13 protein-coding genes and 2 pseudogenes are annotated in these 12,794 nt (G+C 46.1%); 12 read left to right on the top strand and 3 right to left on the bottom strand.

What is annotated here, in order from left to right; translation table 11 throughout:
* The first annotated feature begins 26 nt into the window (after positions 1–26).
* The 9 genes and pseudogenes from MTX11_RS08045 to MTX11_RS08085 all read left to right on the top strand — a co-directional run bounded on the left by MTX11_RS08045 (position 27) and on the right by MTX11_RS08085 (position 7,440).
* Positions 27–797 (top strand): enoyl-CoA hydratase-related protein, encoded by a 771-nt coding sequence (locus MTX11_RS08045; RefSeq protein ID WP_005104871.1) that lies wholly within the window; start codon positions 27–29, stop codon positions 795–797.
* Positions 797–1,588: a 2-(1,2-epoxy-1,2-dihydrophenyl)acetyl-CoA isomerase PaaG gene (paaG, locus tag MTX11_RS08050; protein ID WP_004279188.1), complete on the top strand. Its 792-nt coding sequence runs from the start codon at positions 797–799 to the stop codon at positions 1,586–1,588. Before MTX11_RS08045 ends, paaG begins: the two co-directional genes overlap by 1 nt.
* Before the next feature lie 3 nt (positions 1,589–1,591).
* Positions 1,592–3,145, top strand: a complete 1,554-nt coding sequence (locus MTX11_RS08055; protein WP_243474850.1) for a 3-hydroxyacyl-CoA dehydrogenase — start codon at positions 1,592–1,594, stop codon at positions 3,143–3,145.
* Between the two features lie 11 nt (positions 3,146–3,156).
* Positions 3,157–3,420, top strand: a pseudogene (locus tag MTX11_RS16670) (thiolase family protein); the annotation flags it as partial.
* Positions 3,399–3,554: pseudogene (locus MTX11_RS16705) on the top strand (3-oxoadipyl-CoA thiolase); the annotation flags it as partial. The pseudogenes MTX11_RS16670 and MTX11_RS16705, both read left to right, overlap by 22 nt.
* Positions 3,555–3,614: 60 nt before the next feature.
* Entirely contained in the window at positions 3,615–4,907 is a 1,293-nt protein-coding gene (gene paaK, locus MTX11_RS08070) for a phenylacetate--CoA ligase PaaK (protein WP_114541382.1), read from the top strand.
* A gap of 63 nt (positions 4,908–4,970) precedes the next feature.
* Entirely contained in the window at positions 4,971–5,909 is a 939-nt protein-coding gene (gene paaX / locus MTX11_RS08075) for a phenylacetic acid degradation operon negative regulatory protein PaaX (RefSeq protein WP_004279192.1), read from the top strand.
* 31 nt (positions 5,910–5,940) lie between these two features.
* Positions 5,941–6,549, top strand: a complete 609-nt coding sequence (locus MTX11_RS08080) for a DapH/DapD/GlmU-related protein (RefSeq protein ID WP_243474852.1) — start codon at positions 5,941–5,943, stop codon at positions 6,547–6,549.
* Positions 6,550–6,678: 129 nt separating this feature from the next.
* A complete protein-coding gene (locus MTX11_RS08085) occupies positions 6,679–7,440 on the top strand; it encodes a class I SAM-dependent methyltransferase (RefSeq protein WP_243474853.1) in 762 nt (253 codons plus the stop codon).
* A gap of 60 nt (positions 7,441–7,500) precedes the next feature.
* On the opposite strand, the gene MTX11_RS08090 is transcribed toward MTX11_RS08085, so the two are convergent.
* Positions 7,501–8,310, bottom strand: a complete 810-nt coding sequence (locus MTX11_RS08090) for a cytochrome C assembly family protein (protein ID WP_114541386.1) — start codon at positions 8,308–8,310, stop codon at positions 7,501–7,503.
* Positions 8,311–8,448: 138 nt separating this feature from the next.
* Between MTX11_RS08090 and ffh the strand changes: the two genes are divergently transcribed.
* From ffh to MTX11_RS08105, 3 genes are all read left to right on the top strand, one after another.
* Positions 8,449–9,855 (top strand): signal recognition particle protein, encoded by a 1,407-nt coding sequence (gene ffh / locus MTX11_RS08095; RefSeq protein ID WP_005247147.1) that lies wholly within the window; start codon positions 8,449–8,451, stop codon positions 9,853–9,855.
* Between the two features lie 151 nt (positions 9,856–10,006).
* Entirely contained in the window at positions 10,007–10,579 is a 573-nt protein-coding gene (locus tag MTX11_RS08100; protein ID WP_243474854.1) for an RBBP9/YdeN family alpha/beta hydrolase, read from the top strand.
* Positions 10,580–10,717: 138 nt separating this feature from the next.
* Complete coding sequence (locus MTX11_RS08105; RefSeq protein WP_243474855.1) at positions 10,718–11,323, top strand: RBBP9/YdeN family alpha/beta hydrolase; 606 nt, start codon at positions 10,718–10,720, stop codon at positions 11,321–11,323.
* Here the strand turns inward: MTX11_RS08105 and MTX11_RS08110 are convergent.
* Together MTX11_RS08110 and MTX11_RS08115 are read right to left on the bottom strand one after the other, a co-directional pair.
* Positions 11,277–12,017 carry a type III pantothenate kinase gene (locus tag MTX11_RS08110; RefSeq protein WP_004730667.1) on the bottom strand — a complete coding sequence of 247 codons (741 nt, stop codon included), beginning with the start codon at positions 12,015–12,017 and terminating at the stop codon, positions 11,277–11,279. The genes MTX11_RS08105 and MTX11_RS08110 overlap by 47 nt on opposite strands.
* A gap of 14 nt (positions 12,018–12,031) precedes the next feature.
* Entirely contained in the window at positions 12,032–12,787 is a 756-nt protein-coding gene (locus MTX11_RS08115; protein ID WP_243474856.1) for a biotin--[acetyl-CoA-carboxylase] ligase, read from the bottom strand.
* Positions 12,788–12,794: the final 7 nt, after the last annotated feature.

The raw sequence follows: 12,794 nt of genomic DNA on the forward strand, positions 1-12,794 counted from the left end.
ACCGCGAGCATAGCAGGAGTTCAAGGATGACCTACATTAAAACCAGCTCACCCAAGCCGGGTGTGGTACTGATCGAGCTAAATCGTCCAGAAAAGCGCAATGCTTTAAACAATGCCACCTTGCAAAACATTGCAGCCTGTCTACAGGACTTGGAAACAGATGCTGCTGTGAAAGCCGTGGTCATCACCGGAAATACGCAATGCTTTGCTGCCGGTGCTGATTTAAATGAGCTGGCGCAGTTAGATGTGGTCAGCATCCAGCAAGACCAACGCCCACTGCTCTGGAAAAAAATTGATGAATTTTCCAAGCCTTTAATCATGGCCGTAAATGGTTATGCTTTTGGTGCAGGTTTCGAGTTGGCTTTGCATGGTGACATGGTGCTGACCGGAGAAAATGCCCAGTTTGCCTTGCCTGAAATCGGTTTAGGTATGTTGCCGGGTGCCGGTGGAACCCAGCGTCTGGCCCGTCTGGTCGGTCAGCAATTAACGATGCGCTGGGCCATGACTGGTGAAATGATTTCGGCACAAACAGCCTTGCAACATGGCATTAGTAGCCAGGTTTGTCCGGCAGGATTGACCGTGCAATACGCACTGGAACTGGCAGAAAAAATTGCCAAGCAGGCACCGCTGGCCATTCGTGCCATCAAGCAATCTTTAAAGTCGATTCATGAAGTGACTTTAAGTCAGGGACTGAAACTTGAACGTCAACATTTTGTCTGGCTGGCGGCGACCCAAGATCGCCAGGAAGGCATCAATGCATTTTTAGAAAAAAGAAAACCAGAATTTAGAGGTGTGTGATGGATTATCAAACAATTATTGTCGAAGAAAAAAATGCAGTGGGCTACCTGACCTTTAACCGTCCAAAACAGCTCAACAGCTTTAATGAAACCATGCATCAGGAAGTTTCCAAGGTCATCAAGGCCTGGGCTAAAGATAGCCAGATTCGTGCCGTGGTGATTTCAGCCGAAGGCCGCGGTTTCTGTGCCGGTCAGGATCTGAATGACCGTGTGGTCGATCCGAATGCCGATGCACCGGACTTAGGCCTATCGATTGAAAAATATTACAACCCTTTGATCAAGCTGATTACCGAAATGCCTAAACCGGTGATTTGTGCCGTGAATGGAGTAGCAGCAGGGGCAGGTGCCAATATTGCACTGGCGTGTGACATTGTGGTGGCAGCAAAATCGGCTTCCTTTATTCAGGCCTTTTGCCGTCTTGGTTTGGTGCCAGATTCAGGCGGTACCTGGTTCCTACCGCGTCTGGTCGGCCGTGCTCAGGCGATGGGCCTAGCGATGCTCGGCGATAAAATTCCGGCTGAGCGTGCAGTACAACTGGGCATGATCTGGCAGGTGGTTGAAGATGAGCAACTGCAAGCAGAAGCGAAAAAATTGGCGGAGCATCTGGCTCAGCAACCGACCTATGGTCTGTCCCTGATCAAAAAAGCCATTCATGCCGCAGCAGAAAACAATTTGGATGAGCAGCTCATTCTGGAACGTGACCTGCAACGTCTGGCTGGACGTTCAAGCGATTATAAGGAAGGTGTACAAGCCTTTATGCAGAAGCGTACCCCTGAATATAAAGGATGCTAAATCATGCAACAGATCAATTTGGAACAAGTCAAAGTTGCTGTGGTCGGTGCTGGAACCATGGGGATTGGCATTGCACAACTGGCAGCCATGCACGGGCATCCGACCTATATGTTTGATCTCGATCGCAGCAAAGTTCAGAGTGCCTTGACTGCTTTAGAGGCGCAGCTGAGCAAGCGCGTACAAAATGGCAAAATGACCCAGCAATTGCTGGAGAGTACCTTCGCCAATCTGATTGTGGCAGAGGACATTCAGCAGCTTGCCGATGCGGGCTTAATTATTGAAGCCATTGTTGAAAAGAAAGAAGTGAAGCAAAACCTGTTTCAACAGCTGGCTGCCATTTGCCCGGAACAGACGATTTTTGCGTCTAATACTTCTTCAATTTCCATTACTGCAATTGCCTCGGCGATTCCACATCCCGAGCGAGTGATTGGTCTGCATTTCTTTAATCCGGCGCCGGTGATGAAACTGGTCGAGATTATCCGCGGACTGAAAACCTCAGCAGCGATTGCCGATGCAGTATTTGATCTGATGAAGGACTGGAACAAGGTTCCGGTGCGAGCCAAATCGACCCCCGGTTTTATCGTCAATCGTGTCGCACGACCTTATTATGCCGAGGCCTTTCGTGCCTTGCAGGAAAATGCCACCACCCCGGAACAGCTCGATTACATCATGCGCGAATGTGGCCGTTTTGCCATGGGGCCGTGTGAACTTACAGATCTGATTGGGCAGGATGTGAATTTCTCGGTCACACAAAGTGTCTATCAGGAATTTTTCTATGAGCCACGCTACCGCCCGTCCTTGATTCAAAAAGAACTGGTCGATGCCGGTTGTTATGGTCGCAAGTCCGGTCAGGGTTTTTATGATTACGCTCAGGCCAAGCCTACGCCTGTATATGAATTGCCAGTGTGTTATGCCAAGTCGCTGAATAAGCTCAAAGTCACAGTAAAAGGTGAATGGCTACATTCCTCAGTACTGATTGAACGTTTAAAACAGGCCTCTCATGTAGAGCTGAGTTTTCAGGCAGCAGAACAGAATGAAATCCTGATTGGTGACCTTTCTCTGCGATTATCGCTCGGCGAGTCGGTTGAACTGGCTTATCCGCATGAGCCTGTGGTGTTGATGGATTGGCATGCAGATTGGGAAAATGCCCAATCGATTCCAGTCGTTGCATCACCAGCATGTAGTGCTGAACAACGCCAGGCAGTGGAGCTATTCCTCATAGGTATGGATATGATACCTATTTGGTCTAAGGATCATCCCGGTCTTTATGTTATACGTAGTATTGCCATGTTGGTGAATGAAGCCTGTGAAGCGGTACTGCATGATATCGCATCAGAACAAGATATTGATTCTGCTATGAAATATGGCATTAATTATCCTTGTGGTCCATTCGAATGGGCAGATAAAATTGGATATTACACAATTTTACGAATTTTAGAAAATATGTATCGTATTTATGGTGAAGACCGCTATAGAACTAGTATATATTTAGCAAAGAAAGCGGTGCAGGGACATGCACAGAAAACTCAGCAGCAACCATTACGCGTTGCTGGCTAAAAGGAAGAATCATGGAACAGGTTTATATTTTTGATGGAATTCGCACCTCGATCGGACGCTATGCCGGTGGACTGAGCAGCATTCGTGCTGATGATCTGGCAGCGCTACCGATTCAATATCTGAAAGATCAGCATCCTGCCTTGCCATGGGCAGAACTGGATGAAGTGATCTTGGGCTGTGCCAATCAGGCCGGTGAAGATAACCGCAACGTGGCGCGTATGGCTGCTTTACTCGCAGGGTTGCCTGAATCTGTTCCATCGCCTTGGGTCATCCGCTGGGTATGAGTGGCACCCGTTTGGTGATTACCGCCATGAAAGAATTAAAACGTCGTAATGGCAAATATGCACTCTGCACCATGTGTGTCGGTGTCGGTCAAGGTGTTGCACTGGTTTTAGAAAATATGGATTAAACACATCATTCAATCAATGAATTAAACCGTGGTCAGGAAGACTGCGTCAGGAGTAAGAATATGAATAACAATGCAATGGAAAAAATTGAAAAAGTATCGGTTGATGAGTTACGCAGTGTTCAGCTACAGCGTATGAAAAAGACGTTGCAACATGCTTATCAGAATAGCCCGGTTTATAAAAAGAAATTCGATGATGCTGGCGTGCATCCAGACGATTTTAACTCACTGGAAGATCTGGCCAAATACCCGTTTACCACCAAACAGGATTTACGTGATAACTATCCGTTTGGCATGTTCGCTGTGCCACAGGAACAGATTGTACGTGTGCATGCATCTTCTGGCACCACCGGTCAGCCGACCGTAGTCGGTTATACCCAAAATGATATTAATGTCTGGTCAGATGTAGTGGCGCGTTCATTACGTGCAGCCGGCTTGAGCAGTAAAGATATCATCCAGGTGTCTTATGGTTATGGTCTGTTTACGGGTGGTTTAGGTGCACATTATGGCGTTGAACGCTTGGGTGCAACGGTGATCCCAATGTCTGGCGGACAAACCGATAAACAGGCGCAACTGATTCATGACTTTAAACCAACAGCACTGATGGTTACGCCATCTTACTGCCTGAACATTATTGAAGCGCTTGAGAAGAAATTTGGCACAGCCAAAAACTGTTCGATTAAAACCGGTGTCTTTGGTGCAGAGCCATGGACCAATGAAATGCGCAAAGAAATTGAAGAGCGTCTAGGCATTGATGCGCTGGATATTTATGGTTTATCAGAAGTGATGGGGCCGGGCGTAGCGATGGAATGTCTGGAATCCAAAGATGGCCCAACCATTTGGGAAGATCATTTCTATCCTGAAATTATCCATCCGGAAACTGGCGAAGTGCTGCCAGATGGCGAACTGGGTGAACTGGTCTTTACCACCATTACTAAAGAAGGCATGCCGGTAATCCGTTACCGTACCCGTGACCTGACCCGTTTATTGCCAGGCACGGCACGCACCATGCGCCGTATGGACAAGATTGTCGGCCGTAGTGATGACATGATGATTATCCGTGGGGTGAATGTCTTCCCATCACAGATTGAAGAGCAGATTTTACAAATCCAGCAACTGATTCCGAACTACCAGATTCAGATTTGCAAACAGGGACATCTGGATACATTGCATATCCGTACCGAAATGCGTAAAGATAGCAGTGACATTATGGCGCACCAGCTGGCAACTCAGCTGAAAAGCCAGATTAAAACTATGGTCGGAATCACCGTAAGTGTCGAAGTGTTGCCTGAAGGCAGTCTGCCACGCTCTGAAGGTAAGGCACAGCGCGTTTTTGATATCCGCAAGTCTGCATGAAGTACTATTGGATGATAGCCAAATGGTCTATCATCCAGTTTCTATAAGGTAAAGTTAAACGCAATGAATCCGAAATTAAAACAAATAATTGATGACTTTATTCAAACTGAAGCACTCAGCGGAACCTCATTAATCATGACCATCTTCGGTGACTGTATTTTTCACCGAGGGGGCATCATCAGTCTGGCCAGTCTGATTCAGCTCATGGATGTCTTCGGGTTTAATGAACGATCAGTACGGACTGCCGTATTTCGTCTGGTCCAAAATGGCTGGCTGATGTCTGAGAAAATTGGTCGCACCAGTTATTATCGCGTAACCGAAAGCAGCCGCCAGCGTTTTATTATGGCAGATCAAAAAATTTATAGTTTTCAGCATACCGAATGGGATCAGAAATGGGATCTGGTGCTACTCAGTTCAGTGGAATTGGAAAATAAACTGGTTCTGAAAAAAGAACTGGAATGGCTGGGCTTTGCCAATATCGCCACCAATGTCATGGCCTATCCGGGCTGTGATCATCAGAAACTGCAAAACCTGCTGCTGAATCTGAAAATGACCGACCAAGTCGTGGTGTTTAAGGCCGAAACCTTGCAGCTCTGGCAGGAATCCTATCCAACCGTGAAACGCATGGTTGCCACCAACTGGCCGGTGCAGGAACTGCATCAGCGCTATGAAAAATTTATTGCGGATTTCCGGGAATTCTTTCATCTGGTGGAACAGGAAGATGAGCTGGATCCGGTTCAGGCCTTTCAGTTGCGTATTTTGCTGATTCATCAATTCCGCCGGATTTTATTAAAAGATCCGAATCTGCCTTTTGAATTATTGCCATCCAACTGGCTTTCCCTGAATGCCCGTAATCTGAGCAGTAATTTATATCAAACGGTGGTTGCGGCAGGGGATGAGTTCTTTATGGAGATCGCCCGAACTTCGGAAGGTTCTATGCCGCCGGTACATCCACAATTTTATAAACGTTTTGGCGGTTTGCGACTGGAAGCCGTTAGCTAATCTAATTCTGCATTTTTAAAGGAATAAAATAATGCCGTGTTATGCCATTGATGGGGTGATTCCTGTGGTCAGCCCTCACGCTTATGTGCATCCGCAAGCCGTTCTGATCGGGGATGTAGTGATTGAAGAGGGCGTATATATCGGGCCTTTCGCTACTTTAAGAGCCGACTTCGGCGGGATTCACATCCAGAAAAATGCCAATGTTCAAGATTCCTGTACCATCCATGGCTTTCCCGGTAGCGTCACGCTGGTCGAAGAGTATGGCCATATCGGACACGGCGCGATTTTACACGGCTGTATCATTCGTAAAAATGTACTGGTCGGCATGAACAGCGTGATTCTTGATGAAGCCGAGATTGGTGAAAATACCATTGTTGGTGCTAATAGTACGGTTAAAGCCAAGGCCCAAATTCCGGAAAATTCATTGGTACTCGGTAGTCCAGCACGGGTCATCCGTCCCCTGGACACCAAAGAAATTGCTTGGAAAAGCAAAGGGACACAAGAATATATTCAGCTGACAGAGCGCTGTCTTTCCTCAATGCAGGAGGTCAGTCCTTTAACGGAAGTCTCCGCAGACCGGCTGAGCTACAAAGCCTTCAAGGCAGAGTATCAGATCAAGCAGAATAGCTTGAATGACTAAGTCAAGAACATGATTCTATTCATTGGATGAATTCTGCATTTTAAAAACAGGAAGTGACTGAAACCAAATTCCAACTGCATTCCCTGACTGGCTATTTAGACTGAAATAAAACTGGTCTGGAAAGCATATATGGAAAACAGGGAATTTAAAGATCATTTCTCCCAGCAATCACAGGATTATGCCTTGTTTCGTCCGCATTATCCGGATGCATTGGGAAAGCTATTGGCAGAGCTGTCACCAAGTACTAAATTGGCTGTAGATATCGGCTGTGGTTCTGGACAGCTTTCAGAAGTTTTGGCGAATTACTTTGATCAGGTGATGGCTATTGATGCGAGTAGTGAGCAGATTGCTCAGGCCAAACCGCATCCAAAAATTCAGTATGGTCAGGCATTCGCTGAAGATATCCCGTGTGCTGACCAGAGTGTTGATCTGATTTCGGTGGCTCAAGCAGCGCATTGGCTCGATCTGGAAAAATTTTATGCAGAGGTTCGCCGTCTTGCCCGGCCTAATGCCGTTCTGGCTTTAATTAGCTATGGCGTGTTCAGTGTGGATGAGCCCCATCTGAATCATTATTTTAAGCATTTTTATGAGGTAACGCTTGCATCGTACTGGCCGCCTGAACGTCGCCATGTAGATGAAGGATATAAAAATCTCCCATTTCCATTTCAGGAAATGGCGATTCAGCCACCGGTATTACAGGTTGAATGGAATTTTTATCAGTTAATTGGTTATATGAGTACTTGGTCAGCCGTGAAAGCAGCCACTCAAGCACTTGGACATAATCCATTAAATGCACTGGCAGATGCCTTATTGCCAGAATGGGAAGATCCAGAATTGCCTAGAGTGATTCGCTGGCCATTGTCAGTGCGTGCGGGGCGTATAATCGTTTAAAGAATATTCAAGCTAAAGCCTGTTTATTGGACAATGAATTGAATATTTCAAGGCTCAGAATTATCGCCCTAGAATCATTTCCAGCACAAATTTAGACCCAATAAAACCCAGTGCCAGCAAGCCAAAACCGAGCAGGGTAAAGCGCACGGCTTTCTGGCCACGCCAGCCAAACTTCCAGTGTCCGATTAATAGGGAACCATAAACCAGCCAGGAAATAATACTGAACGCAGTTTTATGTGCCAGATGCTGGGCGAAGAAATTGTCGATGGTGAAAAAGCCAAAGCCCAAAGCGAGGGTAAGTAAAACAAAACCGGTCATCAGCATATCAAACAGGAGCGATTCCATGTCCTGATAAGAGGGTAGCAAACTGACCCAGACCCGGCGTTTCTGCTTCTTTTTCAGCTCACGATCCTGAAAACGTAAAATTACGGCCTGAATGGTTGCCATGAGCAATACTGCATAAGCAGACAAAGACAAAATAATATGAATATCCAGACCCAAAGAGTTTTGTGCGATGATTTTTGCAGGCTGAGTAAACACAAAGCCGAGGATCAAACCTGTGGCAGCTACTGGAATTCCGATCAGATTCAGGGCGATAATTGGACGATAAGTACTGTAAATAATGCTGAGTAATAGCATTAGACCGGAAGTAAAGGAAAACAGGGCAAAGACATCATAATTGATGCCCAGCGGGGTGTGCATATCACCATACAAGACCAGCGCATGCAAGCCCAGTCCAAGCAGGGCAGTTAGCGATACAAACCATTGATTAGGAGCACGTTTAGACATTAAATGAATGAACAGATACCAGAAGGAAGCGGTATAAGCGACTAATGCTAAGATCGTATAAACCAAGGGGAGGCTAACCATGTCAAACCTTTTTAAGGGTGATGAATATTCATTTATATAAATTCGCTGCGAACTACAGTATCCTATAGCATTCTATGCATAAATTTTCTATTTTAAGAAACAATTTTTTGCTCATGGCTATTTTAAGCGGATTTTGCAATGTTTGATACCTTAACAGAACGACTCACGCAGAGTTTAAGAAATGTTACTGGCTCAGGGCAGCTAACCGAAGACAATATTAAAGATACGTTACGTGAAGTGCGTATGGCGCTTCTTGAGGCCGATGTTGCGTTACCTGTAACTCGTGAATTCATCGCGAAAGTTAAGGAAGAAGCATTAGGCCAGGAAGTGATGACTCAGTTATCTCCTGGGCAGGCTTTTGTCAAAATCGTTCATGACGAATTGACCAAAATGATGGGCGAGGCCAATGAAAGCCTCGACCTCGCTGCAAAACCACCTGTGGTTGTCCTGCTGGCAGGCCTGCAGGGTGCAGGTAAAACAACAACTGCAGCGAAACTTGCACGCTTCTTACAAGAACGTCAAAAGAAAAAAGTCGCGATGGTCTCTGCCGATGTGTATCGTCCGGCTGCGATCAAACAGCTACAGACTGTCGCGGGTGAAGTCGGTGCGATTTTCCTGGAATCTAGCGCAGACGAAAAACCGATTACGATTGTGAATCGCGCGATTGAACAGGCAAAAATCCAGTTTGCCGATGTGCTGATTGTCGATACGGCAGGTCGTTTGCATATCGATGATGACATGATGGGTGAAATCAAAGAGCTGCATGCAGCGATTAACCCGACTGAAACCCTGTTCGTGGTCGATGCCATGACCGGTCAGGATGCGGCAAACACCGCCAAAGCATTTAATGATGCCTTGCCTTTAACTGGTGTGATCCTGACCAAAACTGATGGTGATGCGCGCGGTGGTGCAGCGCTTTCAGTACGCGCGATTACCGGCAAGCCAATCAAATTCTTGGGTATGGGTGAGAAACTCGATGCCTTGGAGCCATTCCATCCTGAGCGTGTCGCACAGCGTATTCTCGGTATGGGGGATGTACTTTCTTTGGTCGAAGAACTTGAACGCAAGGTCGACAAAGAAAAAGCCGAGAAAATGGCGAAAAAACTGCAAAAAGGCGGCAGCTTCAACTTTGAAGACATGCTGATGCAGTTTGAGCAGATGAACAAGATGGGCGGCATGATGGGCTTCCTGGACAAACTTCCTGGCATGAGCAATGCCGGTCTGCAGGATGCGTTGGCACAAGCCAATCCTGAAAAGCAGGTCAAGAAAATGGAAGCGATTATCCAGTCGATGACCCTGAAAGAGCGCCGTAATCCAGACCTGATGAACCCAAGCCGTAAAAAACGTATCGCAGCAGGTTGTGGTATGGAAGTGGCAGAAGTCAACAAGCTGATCAAGCAACATGCCCAAATGGCTAAGATGATGAAAAAATTTGCCAATCCATCCGGTATGGCAAAAATGATGAAGTCACTTGGCGGTTTGCAGAAACAGTTTGGTGGCGGCGGTGGTATGGGTCCATTGTTCGGCGGCAACGACAAGAAATAAGTTTTATTTAAAAAAAAGGCGCAATATGCGCCTTTTTTTATTGCGAATAAATGGTCAAACTGGTTTAAACAAAACAACATTTACTTACCCAAAATAAAAATCCGATCAGGCAGACTCAGGAGCATGAGCACAAAATAAAGAGAAATTTCAAATGACTCAAGTGATTGTCGTACATGGTTATACTGCAAGCCCGGAAGAAAACTGGTATCCGTGGATTCAGGAAAAAGCCCAACAGGAAAACGTCAGTTTAAAAGTACTTCGGCTCGATCCATCGACCACACCGACACTGGACACCTGGGATCAGCAAATGCGTGAACAGATTGATGCAATTGACGAGGACAGTATCTTTATTGCACATAGCTTGGGAACTGTGGCCGCATTGCATTACTTATCCAGAGAATTAAAACAGCAGAAAATTCAGCAACTGGTACTGATCGCGGGATTTAATGGTCGATTGGGTCGCTTGGATGAAGTAAATCCTTTTATTGATGCTGCTGAGATCGATTTTGATTTACTCAAACAGCAGATTGCAGAGCGTGTAGTGATCTATTCTGAAGGCGATGATCGGGTTGCGCCTGAATTTAGTCTGGAACAGGCGGACAGTCTGGATGCCATTGTGGTGAATGCCAAGCACCATGGGCATTTTATTGATTCTCAAGGTTGTACTGATCTGCCGGAACTCTGGAAAGTGATCAAGCCTTATCTGATTAAATCCGAAGTTTAAGCATGTTGTTGTATTCGCTAAATTTTAAAGTTTAACATGAGATGGTGTTCAAAAAGGCACTTGAATTCCATCTCCAGACTGGTTAAAACTAATTTTTTGTCGACGCAATTTGCGTTCAATGATAATAAGTAAATCACTATGAAAAATATAATAAAGAAAGTCTATATCGTGCCGGATTATCAGGCGACCTCCAATGATCACTGGTATCCGTGGCTGAGTCGTCAACTTAAAAATGCCGGTTTTGAGTCCAAGCGGATTATGCTGGCCAACCCCTTTCAGCCCAATTTAGAAGAATGGCAGCAGAACCTGAAATTGCACATTCCGCACATGGATGAACATACCTTTTTAGTTGCACATGGCCTGAGTTGCGTCAGTGTTTTAAACTTTTTACAGGAACATTATATTCAGCAGCAACGCAAGATCGGTGGGGTAATTCTGGTCTCAGCCTTTGATACGCCTTTGGTGGCCTGGTCAGAACTGAATAAAATACTGCAGGCTGTGCGACTCGATCTGAAAAACTTACCGTATAGCTATAAACGTGCGGTGATGCTGATCTCCAGTAATGATCCCTATGTGCCTGCACCGGTTTCCTTGCGTTTAGCCCATAGCTTAAATGCACAAATTTTTGAGATCAAAAAAGCCGGGCATTTCAACAAGTCCGATGGCTTTGCCGATTTTCCGCAATTGCTGGACATTATCAAACAGTGTCTGGCAAATGAGCTGCAAAATGCTGCAGGCCTTTAAGCAAAAGATCCGGTTCAATCCGGGGCTGATACTGAGCGAGATGCTGCGCAAATAGCGGGGCATCTCCACCGGTTAAAACCAACTGTGCTGGAAAATCATGTAGTACTTTCTCAATCGTGCTGAGCAGACCCAGTAGGATGCCATGATGTACCGCATCGATGGTATTGCGTCCAGGATTGAGTTCAGAAAAAGCGGCATCCGGAATTTTAATGCCTTTGGTATTCTGAATTAGGGAGTCACGCTGCAAGTATAGATTTGGCAGAATAAATCCACCCAAATGTTGTTGTCCTTGCGCCAGATCAATGGTCAGCGCCGTACCGCAACTAATCACACAATAATTTTCATGCGCTTGCGTCGCCACTGCAAGTACCTGTAACCAGCGGTCAATGCCCAGTTGCGAAGGTTCATCATAGCCACAGATCAGACCGGCATATTCTGCCTGTACTTGAGCAAAAATCACTGGAATATGCAGGCTTTCTAAAATGCTGAGAATGCGCTCATTATTGATTTTATCTTGGACAGAGGATAGACCTACCTGATGCAAGCCCAGCGCTTTGAAATGCTGGATCAGGCCAAGTAACAAATCAGCAGGGGACTGTAAATGTAATTCTGCTGCCTGTTCAATAATCTGATCATGCTCGGTAATCCAGTATTTAAGCCGGGTATTGCCGATATCCAACCATAATTTTTTCATTGCTGTATGCCTGTTCATTCACCGTGTTGAAGGCGGAGCTGTCCCTGATAAAAGGTCTGGATTCCCTGATCGGTCAAAATCTTGACTGCACCATCATCCTGAATCCCCAAAAAAGTACCGGAATATTGCCCTTGCACGTCAGTAAATTCAACCGTTTGTTGCATAAATGCAGCCGATCGATTGAAACGCGCCGCCAGGTTTTGACTGCCATAATTAAACCATTGCCCGGCTTGCTGAATCGTCAGATATAACTGGGCAATCAGCTCGACTCTTGAGGTATGTGATAATCCCAACTCGTTCAAGGAGCTAACCTGCTGATCTGGAAGGTCAGTGGGCAGAGGATCGATATTTAAACCTACACCGACCACCACCTGTGTAGATGAAATCGGCTCGACCAGAATGCCGCCCCATTTTCCGTGCAGGCTATACAGGTCATTCGGCCATTTCACCTGTAATTCCAGGCCTTTTAGACTGGGCATTTGCAGGATATTTAACGCAATTTCTAGCGCCAGACGACCATCGATGGGTTTTTGTGTATGCAGCAATGTGCTTAAATAGATGTTCCCTTCAGGTGAAATCCACTGACGTTGACGCTGTCCACGGCCTTGGGTCTGCACATGACTGCATACCAGAACCTGCTGTACCCCCTTCGTTGCCAATTCGCGCACATCATCATTGGTCGATGTAGTAATCGGTTTGATGAGTAATACTTCCGGGAGTTGGCCTGCATCGCTTAATCGTTGTTGCAGTTCACGAGTTTCTACATCCATTTGAATC

Source organism: Acinetobacter lwoffii, assembly GCF_022809915.1.
In the GTDB taxonomy this organism is placed as follows: Bacteria; Pseudomonadota; Gammaproteobacteria; order Pseudomonadales; family Moraxellaceae; genus Acinetobacter; species Acinetobacter lwoffii_M.